Annotated in this window: 28 protein-coding genes and 4 pseudogenes; 29 read left to right on the plus strand and 3 right to left on the minus strand. The window is 38.3% G+C overall.

The features are described 5' to 3' along the window. Positions 1–51: 51 nt before the first annotated feature. From QM830_RS00640 to QM830_RS00660, 5 genes and pseudogenes are all read left to right on the plus strand, one after another. A pseudogene (locus tag QM830_RS00640) lies at positions 52–395 on the plus strand (ABC transporter ATP-binding protein); the annotation flags it as partial. A 478-nt stretch (positions 396–873) separates the two neighbouring features. After that, positions 874–1,127, plus strand: a pseudogene (locus QM830_RS00645) (hypothetical protein). 65 nt (positions 1,128–1,192) lie between these two features. Beyond that, a complete protein-coding gene (locus QM830_RS00650) occupies positions 1,193–3,175 on the plus strand; it encodes an ABC transporter permease (protein WP_414325120.1) in 1,983 nt (660 codons plus the stop codon). Continuing rightward, positions 3,172–3,795, plus strand: coding sequence for an ATP-binding cassette domain-containing protein (locus QM830_RS00655; RefSeq protein WP_414325122.1), 624 nt, complete (start codon positions 3,172–3,174; stop codon positions 3,793–3,795). Before QM830_RS00650 ends, QM830_RS00655 begins: the two co-directional genes overlap by 4 nt. After that, positions 3,792–4,292 (plus strand): hypothetical protein, encoded by a 501-nt coding sequence (locus tag QM830_RS00660; RefSeq protein WP_414325124.1) that lies wholly within the window; start codon positions 3,792–3,794, stop codon positions 4,290–4,292. The genes QM830_RS00655 and QM830_RS00660 overlap by 4 nt, the downstream gene beginning before the upstream one ends. Positions 4,293–4,827: 535 nt before the next feature. On the opposite strand, the pseudogene QM830_RS00665 reads toward QM830_RS00660, so the two are convergent. Together QM830_RS00665 and QM830_RS00670 are read right to left on the minus strand one after the other, a co-directional pair. Beyond that, positions 4,828–4,979, minus strand: a pseudogene (locus QM830_RS00665) (transposase); the annotation flags it as partial. Next, positions 4,966–5,115, minus strand: a pseudogene (locus QM830_RS00670) (ISL3 family transposase); the annotation flags it as partial. The pseudogenes QM830_RS00665 and QM830_RS00670, both read right to left, overlap by 14 nt. 338 nt (positions 5,116–5,453) lie before the next feature. On the opposite strand from QM830_RS00670, the gene QM830_RS00675 reads away from it, so the two are divergent. Further along, on the plus strand, positions 5,454–6,221 hold the full coding sequence (locus QM830_RS00675) for an ABC transporter ATP-binding protein (RefSeq protein ID WP_414325125.1): 768 nt from the start codon (positions 5,454–5,456) through the stop codon (positions 6,219–6,221). After that, positions 6,214–8,217 (plus strand): FtsX-like permease family protein, encoded by a 2,004-nt coding sequence (locus QM830_RS00680; protein ID WP_414325126.1) that lies wholly within the window; start codon positions 6,214–6,216, stop codon positions 8,215–8,217. The genes QM830_RS00675 and QM830_RS00680 overlap by 8 nt, the downstream gene beginning before the upstream one ends. A gap of 90 nt (positions 8,218–8,307) precedes the next feature. Here the strand turns inward: QM830_RS00680 and QM830_RS00685 are convergent, their stop codons facing one another. Next, complete coding sequence (locus QM830_RS00685; RefSeq protein WP_414325128.1) at positions 8,308–10,272, minus strand: peptide ABC transporter substrate-binding protein; 1,965 nt, start codon at positions 10,270–10,272, stop codon at positions 8,308–8,310. Positions 10,273–10,526: 254 nt separating this feature from the next. Between QM830_RS00685 and QM830_RS00690 the strand changes: the two genes are divergently transcribed. The 22 genes from QM830_RS00690 (at position 10,527) to QM830_RS00795 (ending at position 25,403) form a co-directional block, all read left to right on the plus strand. Further along, complete coding sequence (locus QM830_RS00690) at positions 10,527–10,853, plus strand: PadR family transcriptional regulator (RefSeq protein ID WP_414325129.1); 327 nt, start codon at positions 10,527–10,529, stop codon at positions 10,851–10,853. Beyond that, positions 10,850–11,650 carry a hypothetical protein gene (locus QM830_RS00695; protein WP_414325130.1) on the plus strand — a complete coding sequence of 267 codons (801 nt, stop codon included), beginning with the start codon at positions 10,850–10,852 and terminating at the stop codon, positions 11,648–11,650. The genes QM830_RS00690 and QM830_RS00695 overlap by 4 nt, the downstream gene beginning before the upstream one ends. Next, positions 11,647–12,474 carry a hypothetical protein gene (locus QM830_RS00700; RefSeq protein ID WP_414325131.1) on the plus strand — a complete coding sequence of 276 codons (828 nt, stop codon included), beginning with the start codon at positions 11,647–11,649 and terminating at the stop codon, positions 12,472–12,474. The genes QM830_RS00695 and QM830_RS00700 overlap by 4 nt, the downstream gene beginning before the upstream one ends. A 117-nt stretch (positions 12,475–12,591) precedes the next feature. Continuing rightward, positions 12,592–13,983, plus strand: coding sequence for an APC family permease (locus tag QM830_RS00705; protein ID WP_414325132.1), 1,392 nt, complete (start codon positions 12,592–12,594; stop codon positions 13,981–13,983). A 134-nt stretch (positions 13,984–14,117) separates the two neighbouring features. Beyond that, positions 14,118–14,354, plus strand: coding sequence for a DUF2829 domain-containing protein (locus QM830_RS00710; protein ID WP_000141913.1), 237 nt, complete (start codon positions 14,118–14,120; stop codon positions 14,352–14,354). Next, complete coding sequence (locus tag QM830_RS00715; protein ID WP_414325133.1) at positions 14,347–15,045, plus strand: 3-oxoacyl-ACP reductase; 699 nt, start codon at positions 14,347–14,349, stop codon at positions 15,043–15,045. The genes QM830_RS00710 and QM830_RS00715 overlap by 8 nt, the downstream gene beginning before the upstream one ends. Positions 15,046–15,220: 175 nt before the next feature. Next, entirely contained in the window at positions 15,221–15,640 is a 420-nt protein-coding gene (locus QM830_RS00720) for an SMI1/KNR4 family protein (protein WP_272078970.1), read from the plus strand. Positions 15,641–15,658: 18 nt separating this feature from the next. Continuing rightward, positions 15,659–15,997 carry a hypothetical protein gene (locus QM830_RS00725; protein WP_272078967.1) on the plus strand — a complete coding sequence of 113 codons (339 nt, stop codon included), beginning with the start codon at positions 15,659–15,661 and terminating at the stop codon, positions 15,995–15,997. 52 nt (positions 15,998–16,049) lie between these two features. Next, entirely contained in the window at positions 16,050–16,607 is a 558-nt protein-coding gene (locus QM830_RS00730; RefSeq protein ID WP_285338136.1) for an immunity protein, read from the plus strand. A gap of 33 nt (positions 16,608–16,640) precedes the next feature. Beyond that, a complete protein-coding gene (locus tag QM830_RS00735) occupies positions 16,641–17,156 on the plus strand; it encodes an Imm26 family immunity protein (RefSeq protein ID WP_272078964.1) in 516 nt (171 codons plus the stop codon). A gap of 1 nt (position 17,157) precedes the next feature. Further along, complete coding sequence (locus QM830_RS00740) at positions 17,158–17,784, plus strand: hypothetical protein (RefSeq protein WP_238656053.1); 627 nt, start codon at positions 17,158–17,160, stop codon at positions 17,782–17,784. A 97-nt stretch (positions 17,785–17,881) separates the two neighbouring features. Next, positions 17,882–18,271: an Imm50 family immunity protein gene (locus tag QM830_RS00745; protein WP_272078962.1), complete on the plus strand. Its 390-nt coding sequence runs from the start codon at positions 17,882–17,884 to the stop codon at positions 18,269–18,271. A gap of 151 nt (positions 18,272–18,422) precedes the next feature. Beyond that, complete coding sequence (locus QM830_RS00750; RefSeq protein WP_272078960.1) at positions 18,423–19,136, plus strand: hypothetical protein; 714 nt, start codon at positions 18,423–18,425, stop codon at positions 19,134–19,136. Positions 19,137–19,687: 551 nt separating this feature from the next. Further along, positions 19,688–19,972, plus strand: a complete 285-nt coding sequence (locus QM830_RS00755; protein WP_023917559.1) for a hypothetical protein — start codon at positions 19,688–19,690, stop codon at positions 19,970–19,972. 54 nt (positions 19,973–20,026) lie between these two features. Further along, positions 20,027–20,590 (plus strand): hypothetical protein, encoded by a 564-nt coding sequence (locus QM830_RS00760; RefSeq protein ID WP_414325136.1) that lies wholly within the window; start codon positions 20,027–20,029, stop codon positions 20,588–20,590. A gap of 33 nt (positions 20,591–20,623) precedes the next feature. Beyond that, entirely contained in the window at positions 20,624–21,313 is a 690-nt protein-coding gene (locus QM830_RS00765) for an SMI1/KNR4 family protein (RefSeq protein WP_414325138.1), read from the plus strand. A gap of 160 nt (positions 21,314–21,473) precedes the next feature. Next, positions 21,474–22,214, plus strand: a complete 741-nt coding sequence (locus QM830_RS00770; RefSeq protein WP_414325139.1) for a hypothetical protein — start codon at positions 21,474–21,476, stop codon at positions 22,212–22,214. 83 nt (positions 22,215–22,297) lie between these two features. Then, a complete protein-coding gene (locus tag QM830_RS00775) occupies positions 22,298–22,696 on the plus strand; it encodes an NTF2 fold immunity protein (protein WP_414325140.1) in 399 nt (132 codons plus the stop codon). An 88-nt stretch (positions 22,697–22,784) separates the two neighbouring features. Next, positions 22,785–23,714, plus strand: a complete 930-nt coding sequence (locus QM830_RS00780; protein WP_414325142.1) for a hypothetical protein — start codon at positions 22,785–22,787, stop codon at positions 23,712–23,714. A gap of 102 nt (positions 23,715–23,816) precedes the next feature. Continuing rightward, positions 23,817–24,176, plus strand: coding sequence for a hypothetical protein (locus QM830_RS00785; RefSeq protein ID WP_414325144.1), 360 nt, complete (start codon positions 23,817–23,819; stop codon positions 24,174–24,176). 64 nt (positions 24,177–24,240) lie between these two features. Continuing rightward, entirely contained in the window at positions 24,241–24,837 is a 597-nt protein-coding gene (locus tag QM830_RS00790; RefSeq protein ID WP_414325145.1) for an SMI1/KNR4 family protein, read from the plus strand. 14 nt (positions 24,838–24,851) lie between these two features. Further along, entirely contained in the window at positions 24,852–25,403 is a 552-nt protein-coding gene (locus QM830_RS00795) for a hypothetical protein (RefSeq protein ID WP_414325147.1), read from the plus strand. Positions 25,404–25,440 lie beyond the last annotated feature (37 nt).

Consider the following 25,440-nt stretch of genomic DNA (forward strand, 5'->3'; position numbering starts at 1 on the left):
ACGTTTTAAGCTTGATTGTACCATTATGCAGGATCAATATCAATTAACAGGATATTAAGAAGGAGTCTATCATGACCTATTGGATTTAAAATACGTTCAAAGGATTTATAAAACTCGTTTTCAAAACAATCAAGTAGAATCTCTGAAAAACATCTATTGACTTTGGAAAAAGGTGACTACCTAGCCATCATGAGTAAGTTTGGTTATGCTAAATCAACAGTACTCAATATTCTTGTCATTCTTGACAAATCAACTCGATGTCAGCTCTTTCTAAATGGAATAAACACAACTACCATAAAAAATAATAGGTAACATATTTTCAGCGTGAAATCTTAGATTTTGTATTTCAAAAATACAATTTGTTAGTTACGTTTTCTCTTAAAGACAATATCTTATTTCAATAAGAAAGAGGTATAAGATGTATTTTAAAGATATTAATCTAGAAATAAATACGATTGAATGCCCATTTTTAATTGTACCATGATCATATTCATTTACTGAAGAACATCGATTGATATGATTTTGTTTTCCAAATCTATACTTTATAGATAGCCCCCTATTTTTCTAAAAAAATATACTAAAAACAGTTAACAGATTAAAAAAGCATTACACTTGAAATGTAGGTGCTTACAAAAAGGGGTGTTTAATTTTTAAAAAAGGAGTGTTATGAAATATTATAACGAATCTAGATACTATAACTGTGATAAAAACTAAATATTATCAATTCATGTTAAAGTAAAATTGAGGGACTAAAAAGAGGATTAGTACGGAGGTTTTATCAAATATTTTAATTCAAGGAGAATTAAAAAGAAAGTGTCTGTTTTTCTAGTTGCAAGTGTTTTAAGTTTTAGCTTTTCTACTAAATCTAGTGTCATTAGCGCAACTACAGCAATCCCAGCTCCATATCCCATTATTTATGTATGGGAATATGTTGTAAATGAATAGCTATGGTTATTCAAATTCCTTTGTTAAGTCTCCAATTAATATTGGTTCAGAATCTTCAGTAACGAATATTTTTGGAACCTTTAAAGTTCACGATAAAAAATTATAGATGGATATTATCAAGTGCAAAAAAATCTTGGAACGATGTTCGATTATATGCATATTGGGATTATTATAGATTTTAAAAATAATTTATGAAAACAAGAGATCTAATTATAAGATAGTGTCTTTTGTAATATGGTAAGTGCTTATGAAATTAAAATTATGTATCATTGGATTCTTCTTTTGTTTGATTGCTGCAATTGGTCTGGTCACTATTAGCGATACCGAAACGCCCATACCTTTACCAATTGATGGTGCTTTTTCTATTCAAGGAAAAAGCAATCTTTCTAATAATGAAATATACGAAATGCTTCGTGACTTATCAAAAACGGAAAAAGTTACCATTTACAAGCCGGTCGTTCAGAATTCGGGTCAGTTGAAGTATGTAAATGTCGATGATGAAAACAATGAACAGTTAAAGTCAGTACCGATAATAGGGATGTATTATACCCTTGGGGAAATGGATGTAGACAGTTTGAAACCACTTACTATGACGGGGCTGCAAACAGTCTATATTGCTTATCCTTGGTATATAGGAGGAATCTTACAATTCACTGGAACTTTAAGAATACTGTTAATGAGCTCCATTTACTTAACTTTATTAGTTGTTTTATTTGTTGTTAGGACGAGGCAGATTAAAGAAGGGGTGATACGACGTTCTTTGGGATTGCCTGTATACGATCTAAGAAGAGAGTATGTCATTTCTCTTATTTTTGAACTGATTATGATGGCTTTATTGATGATTTTTTACAGTTCTTTTTTGGGAAATGGTTTCTTAACCTATAGTTCTAAGTTATTTTTCTCTCTGCTTTTAACGAATTTTATATTTTTTCAAATCATTGATCTCATTACCTTTGTTTTATTTTGGTTAACGATTCAGATTGAAAAGCCCATTGAAATTATCAAAAACAAGGCAAAAAACAAGCTTATTTTTGTCGTATGGCTTGCCATTATTTCGATTATCATCCTTATCTCAGGAATTTTTTTACAAGAAACAAAGAGTAGTCAATCCAGTATTAACATTCAGATACAGAATTTAGTACCATGGGATACAGTAAAGGACTGGAGAAGAATTGAGTTCCTTGGAATAGAAAATAACTCTGCTAAAAATGGAGAAGTAAGTGATTCGGATGATCAGTATCTACAGATAGCTGCTTCCTTCAAAAACTTAGATTATTTATATATAGAACGATCCTCAGCCTATGTTCCAGATTTTATGAAAACATCTCATGCTTTAGAAGACTTTTCTAAACAATTAGAAAATGATGGAATAACGAATCCAGAAATAAATAAAGATCTGATTTATATCAATCAAACAGGTGCTAACCTACAAAATAAAGTGAATGGAACAAATTATCATATTTTAGATAATAAGATAGCAACTATTTATATTCCTGAGAAATGGAAAGAAAACCAGAAATCTATTGAGAATACAGTTGTAGCAGAACAATTTATTGGAACAAACTATACAAAAGAAGAGCTTGCAGTACAAATAATTCCTAATGGTAATAAAATTTTTTATTTCAATGAGGATGCTGATATCGATCATAAAAATAAAGATATTTTACCAATGGCAAGTGTAGCAGATAGCAAAGATAACATTGTTGTTGTGTTAGATACAGACAAAATGATCGAAAACAACAAGTTTACTTTGGCTAGTAATATAACTAATAAGTCTCTTTTTAGTCCTGAGGGGGTAAAGAAAATAAATGAGATGGCTAACCAGTTGAATGTTTCAATGAATCCAGTAGATGTTTACCAAATTGTGAAGTTGAAGATCCAATCCTTAGAGCACCAAATTCTACTGTCACAAATCTTGCAGAAGATAATTTACAGTATTGTCTTTATACTCATTTATCAATATGTCCAACTTTATATTGCCCTAAAACAGAATGAATATGTGAAAAAAATCATTTTGGGTTTGTCAAAAACATATATAGCAATTTCAAGTCTTAAGTATTTTATGATGGCTATTACAATGGTTATTCTATTTACATTTCTTATGACAGGGCAAATAGAGCTGCTATATATTGGTCTTGCTTCTCTGCTGGTTTTGATGTTGTCAATAATAATGAGTTTTAGAAAATTATCTGAAAGCTACACTAAAATTTTAAAAGGAGATGAAACATGACAATTGACCTTTTGAACGTTTCAAAAAGTTTCGGCTCAAAGAAGATCTTTACAGACTTAAATTTAAGATTTGAATCTGGAAAAAGCTATGCATTGATTGGAGGTTCTGGCTCTGGTAAGAGTACTCTTCTTAATATTATAGGAAGATTAGAAAAAATTGATAGTGGGAACGTTTTAGTTGATAAACAGGATATTTGGAAGATAAAAGAAAGAACCTTCTTTAAAAATACTGTTGGATATGTATTTCAGAATTATTCTTTAATAGAGAACAAAACAGTATATGATAATTTGAAACTTATCACTAAAGACAAAAAAATAATAACTGATGTACTTGAAAAAGTAGGACTGTCGAGCGACCATTTACATCAAAAAATATATGAATTGTCTGGAGGGCAGGCTCAACGTGTAGCTATTGCCAGAATGTTAATGAAACCACGTAAAATTATCTTAGCAGATGAACCCACAGGAGCTTTAGATGGTGAGATTGGAAAAGAAATCATTCGTTTATTATTAAATGAAAGAGATGAAGACAAATATGTTATTATAGCGACTCACGATCCAGCTGTCTATAACAAAGTTGATGTGATCATTGATATGAAAGATATAGGGGATAATGTATGAAAAAGATAATTTATATTGCTTTGATCTTTGTAGCTGGGCTACTTGCTATTTTCTTCTTTGGAAAACAAATGATCTTAAAAGAAAATACCAATAAACCGACGGTGGAGTTAACAGTTTATACGGTTTCTTCTAGTGATACAGAAAAATGGCATAAAGTGAAAGAAGTAGAAACAGAAGAAGCTACATACTTCATAACTGTAAAAGAAGTAGCGTCTTCAGAAGAAGTATTTTCAAACATCATTGCAAATGGAGCTGCTATGGGGTTCGGAGTTCGTGAAGAAGAAGTGAAGCAATTTAATAATAATTTAGGAGACACTATAGAGGACTCTAAGCATAATAAACTCATTGAAATAGAATTTTTTACTTTTTCTAATGCTGACGAGGGATTTGTAGTTGCAAATTTTGACTACGGTAAAGAAGAATTTAATTCTCAGAAAAAAGATATAAAAGAGTTATATAAAAAAATATATGAATCTTTTAAAGAAAAAAGTAAGTGATTGTGTTTTATATGTACATTCAGATAGAAAAAAGACAATTTTTAATCCTAGTATCTTAACTTGACAATCGCGCCATTAAGTTGATAATGTTTACAAGTTATAACACAAATCAGTTAAGTTTGAAAGTAAGTCTGTTCTGTGATATTTTAACAACTCATGAATATTAAATGATTAGTTTTTTTGTTGACAGTACCCCAAGTCAAATGTTTCTATAGGAAAACTCTCATACTGGTTGCCCTAGATTTCATTCAACTATGCTTATGAAGATGCACTGTTCGCTTATGCTCTTCAAGTGTTATCTGGACCTAAAATCGTTCAAATGAACCCTGAAAATGGTAGAGCATAGATTATTTTTTCTTTCGAAGAGTACGTGTTAGGGACAAACAAGTCGTCGAAACAGAGATAGGATTCACTTTCATGACTATGAATCTTACAAAATTATTCAAGAATCTAGCCTCTAAAATATCTATTATTCAAAGACCACACAGTATTTCTTTCTTCGGCTCTTTGTCAACTGTAGTGGGTTGAATAAAAGCTAACACCTGGAGAGGACGATTGTAGTCCTCTCCATTTTTATATTCAGGGCGATAAAAATCCGTTTTTAAAGTTATCAAAGTTTCGAAAACCAAAGGAATTTCGTTTGATAAGTTTGACGAGATTATTCGTCGCTTCCAATTTGACTTCCGCAATCAGGACAAGATGGAGCCTCATAGTCCAGTTTAGCGATGATTTCCTTGTGAGTATACCTATTGATGATATCTACAATCTTGATGTTTGGCTCTTTGATATCGAGAAGCTTTGTGATAAAATATAATTGTTCCATATGATTCTTTCTAATGATGGTTTGGTTGCTTTTCATTATAGGTCATATGGGACTTTTTTTCTACAACAAAATAGGCTCCATAATACCTATAGGGGATTTACCCACTACAAATATTATAGAGCCGAATTAATCCCTTGTAGTATCAAGGGGGGTTCTTTTGACTAAAATAATGTGGTAAACTTATAGTAGTAAAATTAAAAAAATATGTCAATCTTACAAAAATGTAAGATTAAATGCATCTTTTGTAAGGTTTTGTTATGGTGAAAGCCTCTCAGTTTTAGTACAATTGATTTGTAAAAAACGATTGAAGCTTTTATAGAGTTAGAAAGGAATTAACTATGACCTTACTAGATGTTCAACACATTAAAAAAATTTACAAAACCCGCTTTCAAGGAACACAAGTCGAAGCTTTGAAGGATATTCACTTCACCGTTGAGAAGGGTGAATATGTCGCCATCATGGGGGAATCAGGATCCGGGAAATCGACCCTCCTCAATATCCTAGCCATGCTGGACCAGCCGACGGAAGGCCGGGTCTACCTAAATAGCATAGACACCTCAACCATCAAGAACAAGGATGCGTCGAGCTTCCGTCGGGAAAAACTAGGCTTTGTCTTTCAAGACTTCAACCTGCTCGATACCTTGTCTGTCAAGGACAATATCCTCTTGCCTCTAGTTCTCTCTCGCAGAGCAGTCAAGGAAATGATGAGTAAGGTGGAGAACGTGAGTCGGGAGTTAGGCATTCATCAACTGCTTGAAAAATATCCCTACGAAATCTCTGGTGGACAAAAACAACGGGTGGCTGTAGCACGGGCTATCATCACCTCCCCTGAAATCCTCCTTGCCGATGAGCCAACAGGGGCGCTGGATTCCAAGTCTTCGGCTGCCTTGCTAGATGTCTTTGAAGACATCAATAGCATGGGGCAAACCATTCTCATGGTGACCCACTCAACAGCAGCAGCAGCTCGGGCTAAGCGCGTGCTCTTTATCAAGGACGGGATCCTTTACAACCAGATCTTCCGGGGAGAAAAAACGGAACGTCAGATGTTCCAAGAAATCTCAGATACCTTGACGGTCATGGCGGGTAAGGAGGATAGCTATGTTTAAATTATCGAGTAAATTAGCTCTTTCCAACCTTAAACAAAATCGCAAACTCTATTACCCCTTTGCCCTGGCTGTCATATTAACGACCATGATCCTTTATAGTTTTATCGCCTTATCATCGACCCCTCATTTAGAGGATTCTTACGGAGGGGGAGCGGCGAGAACTGTTCTTGGTTTCGGTAGTTTTGTCGTCCAGCTGGTCGTCATCATTTTAGTGGCTTATGCCAATGGCTATGTCATGAAAAATCGTTCCAAAGAACTGGGACTCTACAGTGTTCTGGGAATGGAGAAGAAGCACCTCCTCGTCATGACCTTATGGGAATTGCTTATCTTCTATATCCTCACAGTTGGAGTAGGACTGGGCTTGGGACTCTTGTTTGATCGCTTGATTTTCGCCTTGCTCCTAAAATGTATGGGGCTACCAGTCGTCATTCAATCAACCTTCCAGATAGAGGCTGTTCTTAACACTTTACTTGGGTTAGCCTTAGCTTTTGGCCTCATTCTTTTGTTGAATTCTTTCCGTCTCTTGCGCTACAGTTCCCTCCACCTCATGCAACAGAAAAAGGCAGGGGAGAAGAAGGGACGCTTCTTGCTGGTTCAAACTCTGTTAGGACTAGGGCTCTTAGGAATTGCTTTTTATATAGCGCTAACCGTTGAGCGGCCAGTTGCAGCGGTTCAAGGATTCTTTATTGCCGTCATCTTGGTCATTCTAGCGACCTATCTATTATTCAATGCAGGCTCCATTACCTTCCTAAGATTTCTCAAAGGTCGGAAATCCTACTATTACAAGCCAGAGAATTTTATATCTGTCTCCAACCTAATAGCTCGGATGAGAAAAAATGCAGCGGGTCTTGCGACTATTAGTATTCTCTCCACCATGGTCTTGGTCACCTTAACCGGATCGCTCAATATCTTTATTGGAGGGCAGAATTACCTAGATACTGTTTACCCTTCTGATTACATGATTAGTGTGGGGCATATGCCTTCAGATGCTGAGACAGAACCGGTTGTTGAGGATGTTCAAGCTCAAATTAAGAAAACAGCTGACGCGACACATCTGTCAGATTATCAGGTGGCACAGACAACATACTGGTCAGCTGAAATTCGAAAGATTGATGGAAGGATCTTAGAGGTGAATGACCAGTCTACTCCATCAAATGGTCAGGAGTTGAAGACAGAAGGAACAGTCTACTTTTTTGATCAAGCGACTTATGAGCAACTGACCGGTCAAAAAGTTGAGCTTGGGGAAAATGAAATCCTAGCCTATGGATATCAGTATCCTGGAAAATTAGACGCACAATTAGAAATCAATGGGAAGACCTTCACAATTAAAGAAAAACTAAACTCCAATTTTATCCAAGGAAAACTCCCTCAATCCGACCTGTTTCAACACCAAATGGGCTTGTACCTGGTCCTCCCTGACTTGAACCAACTGGGACTAAAAGTTGATAAAAATTTGGAATTCTCTATTACTGCTAAAAATAAAGATAACCAAGATTTTATTTCTGGCTTGATCAAAGAGCTGTATTCGACAGACAAAATGAGTCAATATGGTGCGACTTATTTTGGTGGATTTGATCGATACAGCATAGAGAAAGATTGGCGTGAAACAGCAGGGACTCTTCTATTTATCGGGATTTTTCTATCGGTGATCTTTCTTTTGGCTACGGTTCTCGTGATTTACTACAAGCAGATTTCAGAGGGCTATGAAGATCGGGAAAATTTTGTGATTTTGCAACAAGTAGGATTGGACCAAAAGCAAACGTCCACCACCATTCGCAAACAGATTCTCACCGTCTTTTTCCTTCCATTATTCTTCTCCTTCCTGTACTTAGGAGTGGCCTACAAGATGATCGCAAAGATCGTTGCTATCTTAGGAGCAACCAATGCGGGCTTGGTACTTCAAACAACACTTTCTATCTGCGCTGTCTTTTTTATCTCCTATGTTCTCGTCTTTCTTCTGACTTCTAGAAGTTATCGGAAGATTGTCGTGAGGTAGCGCTGAGTCTATAAAAGATTGAGAAATGAAAAAGACGACAAGTTGCTGAACAAAAAACACCGAGGTTCAACCTCGGTGTTTTTATCGTGATTATTTCACGTGTTTCGCAAGTTCTTCTTGCGCTTTTTTGTTTGATTCTTCTTTTTCTTTCAACCAATTCTTATAAGCTTTTTCGTAGTCAGCCGTTGTGACTGTCTTGTCTTGCACTTTTTGGTATTTGAAGAAGCTTGTTTCACCTTTAATACCAATTGCAGAATTTGCTGCTGAGAATGGCGTCACCTTCGTGATAGATGGAACTCCACCCTTAGAGTAGATTGGAAGAACAATGGCGTTTTCTGTCAACCAAGCTTGGGCAGCAGCGTATTTTTCATAACGTGCATTGGTATCCAATTTTTCAGCATTGGCAGCATCTAGCAATGCTTGGTATTCGTTCAAACCAATTTTCTCGATGAGTGCTTGGTCTTTCTTAGGATCAAGTCCCATACCAGTCAAGGTTGAACCATCTGTTGAGTTTAAGATATCCAAGTAAGTAGATGGGTCTTGGAAGTCAGGTCCCCAACCAGTGATATCCATATCAAAGTCTTTTTGCTCTGGTGATTGGGCAAAATAAGTAGCGTTATCTGCATCGTCTGTAGACAATTTTTGTACATCGATCACGACATTGTCTGTACCAAGGGCTGCTTCGATTGAGCTCTTCAAAGAGTCTGCTTGTTGGACAAGAGCATTAGAAGATTGGTCCACAACATAGTCGATATGGATTGGGAATTGAACACCTTGTGATTGCAATTCAGCCTTCGCTTTTTCAAGTTCCGCTTTGGCTTTATCCGCATTATGCAAGCTATCTTGAGCATCTGCGAAGCTAACACCGTTCCACTCATCTCCTGTTGCGGCAAGTTTTTCTTCAACGAGAGTACCGAAGTCTTTCCCGTCTGCTTGCACAAATGTCGGTGGAACTAGAAGGGTACGTAGAGTTTTTGATGCTCCATCTTTCCCGTTAACTTGAGCGCTGTAGGAAGTTCTGTCTAAAGCAAAGTTCAAAGCTTGACGGAAGTTTTTGTTTTGAAGGGCTGTCTTCGTGTTGTTCTTTTGCTCATCAGATGTCTTCTTCGTATGGCCGTAATTTTGACGGTTTACGTTGAAGTAAGCGTAGTAAACAGTAGAATCTTGTGGGGAATAAACGATGTTATCCTTGAATTTCTTCTCAATCGTACTGTAGGTTGAGCTTGTTGGGAAGAGACGAGCAGTAGATAGGTTACCATCTGAGAAGTTACGAGCAAGGTAGTCTTGGTCGGATCCATCGAAGTAAGTTAATTTAACGGTATCGATGTGAACATTTTTCTTGTCGTAGTATTCAGGGTTCTTTTCCAACTCGATTTGTGATTTTGAAGTGAAGGACTTCAAAATGTATGGACCATTGTAGAGGATCCCATTTGGTTTCACGCTACCGAAATCTTTCCCAGCTGATTCCAAGAATTTGTCATTGACCGGCATCATAGTAGAAGTAGTCAATTTAGAATTCCAGAAAGATTCAGGTTGGTTCAAAGTATATTGAAGAGTATGATCATCAACAGCTTTGACCCCAACAGTTGAGAAGTCTTTAGTTTTTCCGTTCACATAATCATCCAAGCCTTTGACTGAGTTTTGAACCAAGTAAAGAGCATCGGACTTTTTATCGGCTACATATTTCAGAGATGTCACGAAATCATTTGCAGTGACGTCAGCGTATTCATTTCCTTCTGAATCATACCACTTCGCGTCTTTTCGAAGCTTGTAGGTATAAGTGAGCCCGTCTTTTGAAACAGACCAGTCTTCTGCAAGAGCAGGCACTAAGTTACCGTATTGATCGTTTTCAAACAAACCATCGACCAAGTTAGTTGTAATGTCGCTTGTAGTTGAACGATTTGAAGTCAAATAGTTCAAGGAATCAGGGTCTGTACCATACACGTAGTTGTAGGTTGTTCCCTTTGATGAATTAGAAGATGAACCACATGCAGCAAGGAAAAGCGTTGAAGCAGCGGCTACACCTGCTAAAAGAGCAAGCTTCGATTTTTTCATATTCGTGTCTCCTTTTGTATAATTTTAATTATTATACTCCATTCAATCCATAAAATAAAGTGTTTTTTAAACTATTTTTGTATATTTACACAACCGAATGCTGAAAAGCCTTGATTTTATGCGTTTTTTAAGGAATAAAAATTTTTTTAAAAAAACTACTAGTATGCTTTACATACTAGTTGAAAAGGAGTATACTGATAGTGAAGAAGCTAGTATGTAAAACCAACTAGTGGACGAAGAAAGAGGTGAGAAGGATGAAAGAGTCCCAATTGCTAAAAGGAGTCTTGGAGGGCTGTGTTCTAGAGATTATTTCCAAAAAGCCTATCTATGGTTATGAATTGATCCAAAGTCTTAAAGAGATGGGGTTTGACAAGATTGTCGCTGGGACCATTTATCCCCTACTTCAAAAATTAGAAAAACAAGGGGTTATTCATGGGGAAATGAGGCCGTCTCCAGATGGTCCTGATCGTAAGTATTTTTCACTCAGTGATGCTGGAAAAGAGCGTTTAGGGGAATTTTGGGACCAGTGGCAGGAGCTAGTCACAAAAGTAGAACGTATCAAGAAGGAGGGGGAAGAATGATCGAAGATTATACAGAAAAAATGTCAGCCGAATTGATGCACCTAAATAAGGACAATCAAGCCTATATGAAAAAAATGATGACCTATATTGGTGCCAAGTCTTATTTTTATGACGAAGACGTACTCGGTGAACAGCTCTACAATATGGTATGTGACTTAAAGCTTGCTGAGAGAGACGGGACTGGTGCAATGGACTACTATGGAAAGGATCCACGGGCTATGGTGGATCAAGTTCTTTCAGACTTGGCTAAACGTTCTTTAGGCTCTTATGTGGGACTAGTCTTCATTCTTGGAGCGATTTTAGCTGGTGTGCATTATTTAATGGATTTCACCTGGATGACACCACTGAAAATCGCCCCATTAACCTACCTGGTAGATTTCCTTATCTTCTTAGTGGTTAGTCAATTCATGATGTGGCTTTGGTCCAAGCAGAGCTATGGAGAAATCAAGTGGTCTTGGGCTCTTGTCATCAGTGTGATCAGTCTGAAGTTGTCTCCTAGACTAGCGCGCATGTTTTCCATTCATTTTGGTCAGAATAGCAGTATCCTTTTGCCAGATGGTTGGGCAATTGCTCTGGCTGTTCTGATCTTTCTTGGATTTTCGATGATGACTTATAGGAATCGGGAACGTTTGTCTATTAGCCTACTGGTCATGGGGCTGACTTTCTTTGTAACTGGATGTTGGATTCGCTTTGTGAATCCAGAAATTGCTAACGTATTACGATGGGCACTTCCTCTTATAGGACTAGCCCTAACCCTCATTGTATTTCGTCTCCAAAGAAAGGGGGAAGAAAGATGACAACAGTTATTTATTATGAAGAAACGCAGGCTTTGGTTCAAACCTTTAGCCAGGAGGACCAAGCTTATTTCCAAGATCTCTGGGATTATTTTAATTTCGCTGGTTTCTTATATGAGGAGAAAGCTTTGAGAGAGCAGGTCTATATTCTAGCGCTAGATTTTTCGCAAGCAAGTGGAGATGGATGGACGGCCAAGGACTATTTTGGACAGGATCCTAAGGGAATGGCAGACCAAATCATAGAGAACATGCCTAAAGAATCCACGCGATCTGTTCTAAAATATGGTGCAATCGTCTCAGGAATTGTGATTTTTTATCGCCTCTTAAGTGATTTTGCTTCGCAAGCAGTCCTGGTTCTTAAGCCACTTGTCTATCTAACGGATGGTATTTTAGGGCTTTTGGCCGTTGGACTACTCTTCTATCTCCTTCGTCGCCTCATTTTTGCAGAAGAGAAGTCAAAAAAAGCAATTTATGGAGTAGTCGTTCTCGTTCTGAGTATCTATTTTATCAGTGAAATAGTTGGGGTCCGTTTCTTACCAGCACTTGCTTGGTTGACAGTGCCGAATCCATGGGATGCCTTCCTGATGACAGGGGCTTCTGCAGGACTTATCCTGTGGCAGTGGAAAGAAGAGTTTGCTCGTGCTTTCATCTTTCCTATTCTGTCCTTCTTAGTAGTGGGATTCTTGCATCGCTGGACCTTGGCACAAGGAATTCAGAATCCTAGTATGACTGTCCTCCTGCCAACAGCCGTCATTGTTTTTGGGCTAGTTATATACTATTGGTTTACCATTCGGGCCTTGAAAAAAATGAAGGCTGAAGAAGGTTAAAATACAGTTAAGGAGGGGTGCCCCTCCTTTATTAGTTGGAGAAGTTACTGTCAGAGATAGGCTACCATTTTCAATCTAAGTGTGATAGAATGATGACAATAAAAGGGGGGAAAAGGGATGAATCTATTTCGAAAAAAAGATGTTGGCAAATCTCATGCTGGTCTGAATCGCCATTTGCGAATGTGGGATTTGATTGTTTTAGGTATCGGTGCTATGGTGGGAACGGGGATTTTCACCATTACGGGAACTGCTGCTGCTACTTTAGCTGGACCAGCCTTGATTGTTTCCATTGTGATTGCAGCTTTTTGCGTAGGACTCTCAGCTCTCTTTTTTGCCGAATTTGCCTCTCGTATTCCTGCGACTGGGGGAGCCTATAGTTACCTCTATGCTATCTTTGGTGAGTTTCCAGCTTGGCTTGCAGGCTGGCTAACGGTTATGGAATTTATGACAGCTGTATCCGGGGTCGCTTCGGGTTGGGCAGCCTATTTCAAGGGCTTGTTAGCGAATGGAGGTATCCATCTCCCAGCTGCTTTAAATGGGACCTTTAATCCTACTGCAGGGAACTATGTGGATCTGTTACCCATTTTAGTCATGGTTCTGGTGACGGCTCTAGTTCTCCACAATGCTAAATTTGTCCTGCGCTTTAATTCGATCCTGGTAATTTTGAAATTCTCTGCCCTGGCTTTGTTTGTTCTGGTAGGAAAGTTTCATCTCAATCCTGCCAACTGGGCAAATTTTGCTCCTTATGGATTTGGGGAAATCTACGGTGGTCAGACAGGGATTATGGCGGGGGCTTCGCTCATGTTTTTCGCTTTCCTAGGATTCGAGTCTATTTCCATGGCGGTTGATGAAATTCAAGAGCCTCAAAAGAATATTCCTCGGGGGATTGTTCTCAGTTTGATGATTACGACGGTGCTCTATATCTTGGTAACCTTGGTGCTAACGGGGATGGTACCTTTTAGTCAGTTGAATGTGGATGATGCGGTTGCCTATGCTCTCCGTCAGGTAGGAGCCTCTTGGGCAGGGACCTATGTTTCCCTCGTTGCGATTTTTACCCTCATCACCGTCTGCATTTCAATGACCTTTGCTCTTTCTCGAATGATCTATAGTTTAGCGCGTGATGGTCTTCTTCCCAGTATGATGCGGGAGTTGGATCCTAAGACCAAGGTGCCTAAAAAGGCAACGATACTAGCTGGGATTGCTGCAGCGATTGCAGGTGGGGTTTTCCCATTAGCGAGTATTGCCTCCTTTTTAAATATCTGTACCCTAGCCTATTTGATCATGATGGCCTTAGCTATTCTTAAACTTCGTAAAGAACAAGGGCTACCAAAGGAAGGGGAGTTCAAGACTCCTTTGGTTCCATTCCTGCCTATTTTATCCATTATCATCTGCGTCTCTTTCATGACCCAGTATTCTCTAGGAACTTGGATTGCCTTTGGCCTTGCTCTCTTGATTGGGACGGTCCTTTATTTCAGCTATGGCTACCAACATTCTGAAGAAAATAAGTAAGAAGCTTAACGAAAAGTCAGAGAACTACTCTGGCTTTTTCTTTTGAGCAGGTGAAGAAGAAATGGCAGATAGAAAGCAACGAGGATGCTTGATTTTTGTTATAATAAAGAGAGTAAGAATCAAAGGAGAAGATGATGACATTCGAAGAAATTTTGCCTGGACTAAAGGCAAAAAAGAAATATGTGCGAACTGGTTGGGGTGGTGCTGAGAACTATGTCCAGCTTTTCGATACCATCGAGCAAAACGGGGTTGCCCTTGAAGTGACGCCTTATTTTCTCATTAACGTATCTGGTGAAGGCGAAGGATTTTCCATGTGGAGTCCAACCCCTTGTGATGTCTTAGCGACAGACTGGGTGGAAGTTCATGACTAAAGGGGTCTTGATCACAGGCGTTAGCTCCGGGATTGGTCTGGCTCAAGCTCGCCTCTTTCTAGAAAAGGGCTACCAGGTTTATGGGGTGGACCAGGGAGCGGATCCCCAGTTGTTGGGTGATTTCCGCTTCTTGCAGCGGGACTTGACTCTTGATTTGGCGCCGATTTTTGACTGGTGTCCAGAGGTGGACATCTTGTGCAATACGGCTGGGATCTTGGATGACTACAAACCACTTCTTGAGCAAAGCGCTCAGGAGATTCAGGAGATCTTTGAGATCAACTATGTAACTCCGGTAGAGCTGACACGGCATTATCTGACTCAAATGTTGGAGAAGAAGCAAGGGATCATCATCAATATGTGCTCCATTGCTTCTAGCCTAGCAGGAGGTGGCGGTCACGCTTATACTTCCTCCAAGCATGCGCTAGCAGGCTTTACCAAACAGCTGGCCCTGGATTATGCAGAAGCTGGGATTCAGGTCTTTGGCATTGCTCCTGGAGCTGTCAAAACGGCTATGACCGCTGCGGACTTTGAGCCAGGCGGTCTAGCAGACTGGGTGGCTAGCGAGACCCCTATTAAACGCTGGATAGAGCCAGAAGAAGTGGCAGAAGTCAGTCTCTTTTTGGCCAGTGGGAAGGCCTCTGCCATGCAAGGACAAATCCTGACCATTGATGGTGGTTGGAGTTTGAAGTAAGGGCTGAAAAAAGTAAAATAATAAGGATGAAATGAGTCTAGTAGAACCACTGGGCTCATTTTCTATTTTAGCTTTATGGAAAAGGAATCTTATGGTATGATAGCCTAAAAGGGACCTGTAATATGGAGGTCAAATAAAAAAAGCCTTTGGGAAGAGAGACTCAAAAGGAGACGAGATGCTAGTATTAACAGACACAGATCCAGCTATTTCAAGCGAAGATTTTTTACAATTTGAGGAGATTCTTGGAAAGAAATTGCCGGAAGCCATGAAGGATTTTTATCTCAAGTACAATGGTGACCAGCCCCAAGTAAGGGGTGTTCACGATGACCGTCATCTCTTTCCTTTCAATTCCTTTGATTCACTGGAGGAGATGAAGAAGTCTTTTACCTGGTTTGACGATGAGGCTGTACCGGCGGGATTTAAGGCCACAGATCTTCTCCATTTTGCCTATGATCCTGGATCGGGCAACTATGCTCTTTCTTTAAGGGCAGAGGATTATGGCAAGGTGTATTTCTATGTTCTAGAAGAAACAGCTGAGATCTACGGTCAATGGGCTTCTTTTGAGGAATTTTTGAACTCTTTTGTTGAAGAGTGAGATTAAAAAGGAGAAGGGATGCGAAAACACCAAGAACTTTCACTAGAGCAGATAATTGAGCAGGTGCGCGTGGATCAATTAGTATCAGATGATTTTTGCCTCTATGGCAAGGAGGATGGAGAACTGGCACTAGCTAGGCTCTATTGGGTATCCGATTATCCGGATGTTGTGGAAGACCGTGATGTCTACCCGACAGAAGTGACGGAGCAAGATCTGCTGCTAGTCTATTATGGAGAGCAGTTGATTGATGTTCTTGCAGTCGCACTTGAGGAAAAGCCAGATGCTAGTCCCCAAGACTTGGTCGAGGCTTTAAATTATTATCAGCAACATGATAGCTTTATGCCTTTTGATGATTAGCTAGGCCGATTAGAGAAATGGTATTCAATGACTGATAGTGATAAGGAGAAAAATGACAGTCAATATCGATGAATTGGTGAAGGAGTACGGTTTTAGCGTAGGTCCTAAAGAGGAGAAACCATTTAGTTTGGATGAGGTCCGTTTCAACCTTTTGGCATATTTAGAGGATTACTCCAAAATGGGATTTTCTTTTGTCAAAGCAGGCGACGAACTAGTCGAACTAAGGAAAAATCAGGAGAGTTATAGGCTTTTTGGTCAGTGTTTTTTAGGTGCCTTTGTAATTGGAGAAGAGAAGCAAGTCTTCTTACTTTGCAATCAAGAAGGAAGGGAAGTTTTTCAAGAATCGAGGGTTTATGTCAATTCTTCCTTGCATACTTTTGTTTCCTCGTATTCACTCTTTCTATCAGGCATCTTTCTTTTGAAAGCAAAGTTTTATGAGATTGAGCAAGATGAAGTCGAAGAGATTGCAGCAAACTTGAAGGATCAAGTACTTACCTTGGAAGAACCTCTTGAACAAGAATTGCCCTTCTGGGAGCACATGGCCTATTTGATAGAAGACGATGGAATTGTTCTAAGAGACGATCTCTTTCATATCATAAATAAAGAGTAGTAGGAATGGATTTAAATTAATAATGGAGAACAAATGACCCAGATAAAGATTCGAGAGTGGAATGAAAAGCCAAGAACAAAACTTCGATTTATTAAAATTGGTGATATTTTTTGCTATCAATTTTCGGAGGAAATGTTTGTATTTGGTCAAATCCTTGGAAAAGTGAATGTTGGTCATGTCATTCAATTTTTCGATATCTTTCAAGCAAGTCCTACTATAACAGTTGAGGAGCTAAGTCGTGCTCAATTTATAGGTAAGCCCATCATTGTAGACTCCTACACCTTGTTTGATCGAAGTCCAGTATGGTTTTGGCAGATAATTGGTCATCAAGCGGATTTTGATCCAAGCCATTTCAAGGATTTAGCCTTTAAGTGGGGAGATCCAAATGGTCCTCACTTTGGGAAGGTCTGGCTAGATGGTAGGATAGAACCTAAGATTTTTTCTAGGGAAGAAGTTGAGGAGCTGGACTGGGAAGCCTGTGTCGGAAGTATAGTTTATAACAGAATCTTGGAAGAAGAACTGGCAAGCAGAGGAAATAAAGGAGTTTGAGATGGACTATGTAGATGAGTTAACTTCAGGACGAACGCCCTTGGTAAAAAAGGCAGCGAAAAAAATTTTAAGAGGCAGACTAAAAGGATATGGACCATTCTTGCATCAGGCCTTGGAAGGGGAGATGGAAAAGCCTAAATCATGGGAATCACAAATGTACTTGCTCTACGCCATGGCTGCAACGGATTGCACAGAAGAAGTCCCCTATCTCAAGTCATTACTGCTGAGAGACATCCTAACCCCTGTAACCTATCGCTCTCTAGCAGTAGCGATTGCTTATCTAGAAAATTTAGAAACAGAGAACTTGTCTTTTGTTTATGAGTCCTTGGAATCGAATAACTTATTGCAAGCTGCAGGTGCTTGTGCAGCACTCTATATGAGAAAGATTGTGCTGAAAGATGATGATTTTGAGAAGATCATGACCTTTATCACCAAGGATGTTTATTTGGAAAATATAAGAGGAACAATCTCTCCGTTTATGTTCATTTTGGCTGCATCTTATCTATATCCAGAACAGAATCGCCAGAAAATTGTAGACTTTTCCCGTCAATTTAATGAAGTACATATAAATACAATCATTGAGGATGTATCCAAAGGAAAGGACGGCAGGAGGATTAGGCTATTCTAAGATCTACTTAAAGAGAGAAGTTACCATCTCCTTAAAGAGGGAAACAATGAATCTTAAAAAGAAGACTTATATTCATTTTTAAAAAGGAGTTCATCTTGTGAAATGGTTTGAAAAAGCAGTGGGGAAGGAAAAGATTATTCATTTGTTTGATGGTGATTTGGACTTGAAGAATGTTTTTCTTGATACTGTGTTATGTTACGATTACAAATTAGATCTTGTCCTTTATGTATTTGATTTCCCAACTAACTTCCCTGAAAAGTGGCAGAAAAGTGCATTTAATGCCATAAAAATTAATTTAGAATTTTTTAATTTAGATGAAATCCATTTTTATTCTAAGGGGATTCATAAGGTGAAGGGACAACTGGAGCTGCTCTTTTTAGAGAATAAGGTTGAATTCAATTTTATAAACCAAAATGATGTGATGTTATCAGGATCTTCTGACCTATTTAGAATTGCTGAGATTGGTCCTGTGAAGATTGATACTTAAAGATTTCTTGCGGAGATTCAGAATGATCAAACAATCTTCCATTTTAGGAGGGACACCGCGACTATGGGAAAAAGTGAAGGAAGAGCACAAACATTATACCTTGACCTAAGGCTAAACCTTTCTACAAGAAAAAAACTGCGAGACCACGAATATGAAGTTAGAGTATTTCGAATTAGATAAGCCCTATGTGGAAAATCAACAGAGGATTGAGGAGCTGATGGACTTAGCTACGTTAACCTACGAGGAAGCTAGAGTTGAAGACTACCGACAGAATTGGAAAGACCAGCGAAGAGCGTTCGTATATGAATCCAAATGTATGACCTCTATGGTAGAGCGCCTTTTTAAACCAGTTGTGACCAAGCATTGTTGGAAAATCAACGTAGAATGTGTAGATACGATTAGCAATCCAGCTATCATGAACCTACTTGGCGTCTATACCGTTCAGGTTTTATTTGATTTTTCTAATTATGAAAGCTCGAGTCCATTGGAACAGAAAAAGATGCTCTTAGGGGCCTTGCTAAAAGGGGTAAAGCGCGTGTTTCAGGAGCTCTTTATTCCATGCTCCTTGATAGAGGATGTAGTCAATGAAATAGAGAAAAACGATTACGAAAATAGCTGGGAGTGGAAAAGGAAGAAGATCCAATCCACGACCTATTCTATTCAAGTGGAGCATCAGCTTGATAAGGTGGATTTGTTTTGGGAGATAGAGTACAAGGACAAGAGCATCCGTCAGTTGATTCAATCCTGCCCTCCTCATGAGATGGATTATGGGGCTAAACTTGGTAAACTGGAAGCAAAAGGGAACTTTCTTTATTTGTTGGATAAACAGAATGAGATTGTGAGCAAAATTTCTGTTTCAGAATGATGGAGCAAGAACAATGAGTGACTTAAAAAAGAAATTATCCTTATTAAAAGTTGAAAGACGAATCAAGAGTTTGAAGGGGATCAAGGATGTTCATTTTCTGACCGATAAACCTAAAGAAATTGCTTGGTATGCTGGGGAGTTGAATCCTATCGATTCTCCGATTCCTTGCCTTTATGAGTTTTCTGCCAATCTTACTACTAAAGATCTAAGTAGGTCCATTCAAAGTCTAGTTGGAAATCGAAGGCAGTTTATCCTAGTTTTGTGGGAGTTTTCACCGATTTATGTCTTGTTCAAATGGAGGATTTGGATGACTTTTTGTCCTCTTATTTTACTGAATTTTCTACCAGAGACCTGACGCTATTCTTTCAAGACCAGGAAAAAGTATTGGATCTCCATTTAGCGGAGGATAAAGTAGAAGTGAGAGTCTTGGAGAATAAGGATAAAAACCGGTAGATTCTATAAATTGAAAATGAACATAGAATTAGTCGATGAAAGAGGCAAAGAGGAAAGGATGCCATTCTTGGAGAGACAAATGGTAAAGGAAGATTCTAATGTGTGAAAAAGAATATTATTATTATGGCAATAGTGAGTTTATGACAGGCCTAGGAGTTATTTATACAGAGTTTACTGGTCAGCGTGCAAGTCGACAAATTAACGTTTTGAATGGGCACTCTTATGCTTCCTCTTGCCTACAGGATTATGTTCCAGAAGTAGGGTTTCTACTCTATGATGGTCGAAAAGATGAGTTGGATCTATCAGACTCCATCAAGATTAGTCAAGAAGAATTTGAACGAATATGGGCTCAGGCTGTCGCTAGCGGTCAGAATGATACGTAATCGTCAGTTGAAAATAGCCAAATATAATCCCAAAAATGTGAGAGGAGTCCAATAATGATGCTCAATTTGTTAAAGGAATTCGTAGAAGTCTATCATAGAAACAAGGGCTTAGGAGAGCTTGTATTTACTAGTGACTGTTTCCATGTCGAAAAGCCAGATTTGTCTGGTCAATTGAAAGAGTTCTACCAGCATTTAGACTTTGATGAAGAAGCTTATTTTAGAGGAGCTCCCTATGATCTTGCTCTAATTCCTCTCCCTCTATGTGAAGCTGCATCAGAAGGATGGCAGGATCCTAGCTGGAAAGAGAGTTATATGGTTTTTGCTCACATGATGGGGGATGAGCCAATTTTTTGTGATCTAACTAGCGAGCTTAGTCCTGTATTTGGCAAGATTCCTGGGAATTTCAAGCTCTATTGCTTAAGCCCCTCTTTATCTACTTTCTTGTCTACTTATAGTCAGATGAAAAAGCTAGAAATCACCAAGTTTGAGAATGACATCTACATTGATGAGGACTTGTCGGACTATAAAGAAGGTTTTTTAACAGGAATCATGGCTATTATCGAAGAGCAACTTCCTGAAGCCTATCGAAAAGACTTTATTGAATTTATGCTGGGTTAAAGCCAAAGATGAAGAGATGAGAAGCAAATGAAAATGAAGAATTTTTTAAAATGTTGTGAGGATCTGGTTATACAAGAAAGTGGGGCCTCAGCTTTTGAACTAGAAAAACTCAAAGCCAGACAGTTTCCGCAAGCTCACCTGGATTTGCTCTCCATAACCAACGGCTTGGAATTTTATGGTGGCTATTATCGTTTGTTTGGTACAGATTCTGCTCAAGCCATCACGCTGGACTCTTGGAATTCGGATAGGCTATGGAAAGATGTCTGGAGAGATTATGCATCAGACTACTATTTTTTTGGTATGTCTGCTATTGGAGATCAATTCGCTTATAGATTGAAGGATGGGAACATTCAAAGTCATCAAGTTTATTATTTAGATGGGATTACTATGGATGTCATCGAGATCTACGACAGTTTTGAAGCATTTTTCGAGAGGGAATTTGTTCTGAAAGCCCAAGGTGGGATGGAATCTATTTTTGTGTCTGCTAGGGAGCGATTTGGAAATCTAGACCTCTCCAGAAGCTGTATTTATTCCCCTTCCTTAATGATTGTGAATGATCCAAGCGTTGAGAATCTCATGCTTTTACCGACAAAGGATGTCATGACCATCAATGGGGATTTGTTTGTTCAATTGTCTGATTCAGAGGAGTCTATTACGAAACTAGAGCAATATCTAGACGCTTCGGGTAGAGCCAGAGTCAAGGTCATTTTTGATCGAGATTGAGCAAGCAGGATATAGTTTATTTAGAAAAAATACTCTGAAGATTCATGATTTTAGTTTTTGAGACAAGCAATGGTTTATTCTTCTTGTAAAAGTGTCATTGTAAAAATAGATAGGTTGAACAAAGAAAACGAAGCATGATATTCATAAAAAGAGGTGAATAATGACCAGTTTAGATAAATATTTAGAGATCATTAAAAAAGGATTTTCCGAAAGAGAGAATTTATTGGCAATGGAGCCTCTGCATTCTATTGAAGAGATTGCACCATTATTGGATGAAAAATTGACTTATAAAGAATTTATCGATATCAATCGCTTATTAAGACAAAAGTACATTGTCGAAAACCCAGAGGATATGCTGAAAGATATGGATTTTAATCAGCTTTCTTTACCTAGCAATACGAGGATGATTTACTTGATGGGAAGTAAATCTGATGTGCTAGACTTTTCAAAATATGAACAAGTAGAAAAGATTTTAATAGTTGGGGCTAGTAAAGTAAAAAAGATTATCTTACCCCAGAATGATTGTGTGAAAGCTCTAGGGATATCTTCCATGACAAATTTGGAAACAATAGAGAACATTTCTTTTCATACTGGCATGCGTTATCTGCACGTTGATTATGGTGTAAAGTTGCCGGACTTTGATTTTATAAGGGATTTAAATCAGTTGCTCTATCTTTCATTTACAGCAAATAAAAATTTACCAGAATTGGATTTTATCCAGCCCTCTAGTGAGCTTCGTTTTTTAGATTTTGTTGACACGTCTATTTTTAACTACGCATCAACAGTTAGCTACCTGAAGAGTCTGAAACATCTCCGATTTTTAACAACGGGAAGAACAAATCAAAAGCAAAGGGAACTTCTTAGAAGAGAGTTACCACATGTTTGCATGCGTGAGGAGTAAAAAATGCCTTTAATACAGCTTTTTATGACCTATGTTTTCATAATAAACGAACCTTTAGTCCCGTTGTTTAAGTAGGAGGAAATATGAGCCATACGAATCTAGCAAAAGAAACCTTACTCCAGTTTATGCAGGCTATGTATTCTTGGGAGAAAAAGGCCACTAGGAGCCTAAGAAACAAAGCTGATAAAGAGATGTTGAAGGATGAATTAGCTCCGATTTTTGATCAGTTTTGTACATCTAGAAAAACACTCAGAGCAAGGGAAGAGTCCTTATCAGTCCGCTTTCCATTTGAATACAAATTTGAGACGCATCCTATCGTTGATGAAGAGCATGACGAGAATCAAGCTTATTTCTACATCAAGGAGAATCGTTCTGGTATAGAAACCCTCTATCGTTTTCAAATGGTGTTTCAAAAGGGGAAATGGTGGATTGATAAGAAAGAATGGCTCGATGATGGGAAGTGGATCAATTCTTCCTTGTGAAATACTGGATAGTATAGGAATGCAGGAAGAGATGTACTTCAAAAAATAGCGGTAGTTTAGTGTAAGAAATAAAATTTTAGAGGTCAATATGAATAAAACACTTTCAAATCAAAAAAGAAAAATAACAACCGTTAAAAATCAAGTACTAAAGGCGAGAGATTTTGATCTTGAAAAAGCACAGCTTTATACTACTAAAGCAATTTTAGAAGCATTAAAAGCAGGCAAAAAAAGCCTTGAGATCAATTGGGAGGAAAACGGGAAAACAGAAACCTACTCCTATAAACATGTACGGATGGTTCATGCTATTAAACCATATACTTCGGTTTCTGAGTTCATTGAAAACAAGACATCTGAAACCTATCAATCTTTGCTAAACGGCTGTTTTTGTTCTGTAATGGCAGATATGGCTTCTGCTAAATATTTAGCGAAAGGTGGCTCAAACTTTGATACAGATATTTGTTTGACTATCTTATTTGCCCTTGCCTATTTAGATCATACCTATGTAGAATTTTTAATTGATAAATTAGCCTATTTTAAAGAAACCCAAGTTGAAAAAGGGAAAAAAGTTATTTTCTTTTCAGCCAAGAGTTTATTTCCTTTAGTCGTTTTTCTTTATGGAAATGGACAGGGCGACCGCTTAGCTAGCTTGCTCGAAAATGCCTGTGATGCTAAATATAAACCCTTGGACTCGAACCCTTATCATAATGTGAATGATGCCTATAAACAGGTTATGGAAACTATTTTTTCAGAGGATGTTGATGTTTTTAGAGAAACAATTTTATCCATGTGTGATTATCATTTAGCGAACACCAAAGATAGTCATTTAGTTGAATTCAATACCTTACTATGGCAATATTTCCCAATTGAAATCTTAGTTTTACTAAAAGAACGCCACAAAAGAGGATTCCCAATCGACGGGCTTAGCCATCCCTTGCTTGATGACTTTTTACCCTATTTCATGGATGACTTTCAGATATCCGAGCAAAATAAGATGATACTTGGCACAATCATAGAGTAGCAGTGTGAAATGATGAGCAATCGATTTATAGTAGTATCAATGTATAAGAAACATCCTCTTGAGGGAGTGATATTTCAATAGTAACAAAAAAGGAAATAAGAAATGAAGAACTATTTACTGGATGAAAGGCTATTTCAGTATCCTGAATCGTTTAAAAAATTGATCGAACTCAATTTAGTTGATTTTGATTGTTGGTATCTGTTGGATTCAGAATGGGCCCTGTCTTTGTATGAGGGATTGCAGGAAAGGTACCCAAGCAGAAAGTTGATTCCATTTGCTAAAAGAGGAGATTGTGATGATACAGCTTGTTTTGAAATAGGAAAGGGCAATAAAGTCCAACTCATTCATGATTTTGCCGCTGAAGGATGGGAGCAACGAAAAGAGTTTAATGATTTTTGGGAATGGGTAGAATATGCAGTCAAATGCATGATAGAGTACAATAAAGAAGATGGGATTGTATAATCGCAAGCTCTTTTCTAGGAACGAAGGAACTCGTCTCTAATGATTTACAAGGCAAGGAGAACAAATGGAAACGATCACCCAATTATTAAATGAGATTGAAAAAAGTCTCCAACAGCTAGATCATCCTTGTGTAGACCATCTAAATCCGGGACTATCTTCTCAACAGATTCAAGAATTGTTTGAGGAAATCCCATTGCAGCTAACTCAGGACTTGCATGCCCTTTATACTTGGAGAAACGGATCAAAAGATAGTGAGGGAATCACACTCGGTGAGCTGGCATTTTTTCCTGGTTTCTATTTGATGTCTCTGGAAGAAAGTATCCAGACCTATCAGGAGTTGAGGAAGACTTCTACTTGGAATCAATGCTGGTTCCCAATTTTTGCCAGTGGAGGGGGAGATTTTTATGCCATGAACTTGGCTCCAGAAGGTCAGGGGCAAATCCTTGGTTTTTATGTATTTGAAGAAGAGGCCCAGGTCGAATACCGGTCATTAGAATCTATGCTTGCAACCCTTAAAGCATGTTATGAACAAGGCATTATTTTCCGGAATGAACAAGGCTACTTGGATATGGATTATAGGAAGCATGCTGAGATAGCGCATGAGATAAACCCAGATGTGAAGATATGGCTGGAATTCTTAAAGGAGACGGAAGAGGAATGACCAAGGAGAGAAAAATGGCAGTAGTGACTGTATTAAAAAAGATCATTAAACTCTATGAGGAAACAACGTTTATTCCCCAACCAGTGAGTTTTTCAAACGAAAAATTAAGGATCCATTCCTCAGATTTTACAGGAGAATTACTTGATTATTATCAACATATAGTGTTCAATGAGGATTTATTTTTTGCTAATCAAAATTTTAATATCATTTTGTTGGTATTAGATTCTCCTGCAAGGACAGTCGAATGTTGGGCCTTACAAGATATTCTTCAGTTTAGTGAAGGGCAATACCAGATATTCGCTACTACAGATACAGATGATATTCTTTTCTGTGATATGAAAGATGACAGTTCTCCAGTTTACGCGGGCAGTCCTGGAGATCCTAATTTCTACAAACTCAGCGAAAGTTTGACGGAGTTTTTGGAGTTCTATTTCGCTTTTTCAAATTTTTGGAAACAAAGAGAAGATGTCCCTCTGGAGGAATATATTGTTGGGACAGGTGACTTGATAGAGCGCTACCTTTCCCCAGACGTCCAAGCGACAGCGAAAGAATATCTACTTCGGTAAGATTGACCTGAGAAAAGCCTTTCTCAATAACAAAAAG

This window comes from Streptococcus sp. OMI750 (assembly GCF_047463895.1).
Classification (GTDB): domain Bacteria; phylum Bacillota; class Bacilli; order Lactobacillales; family Streptococcaceae; genus Streptococcus.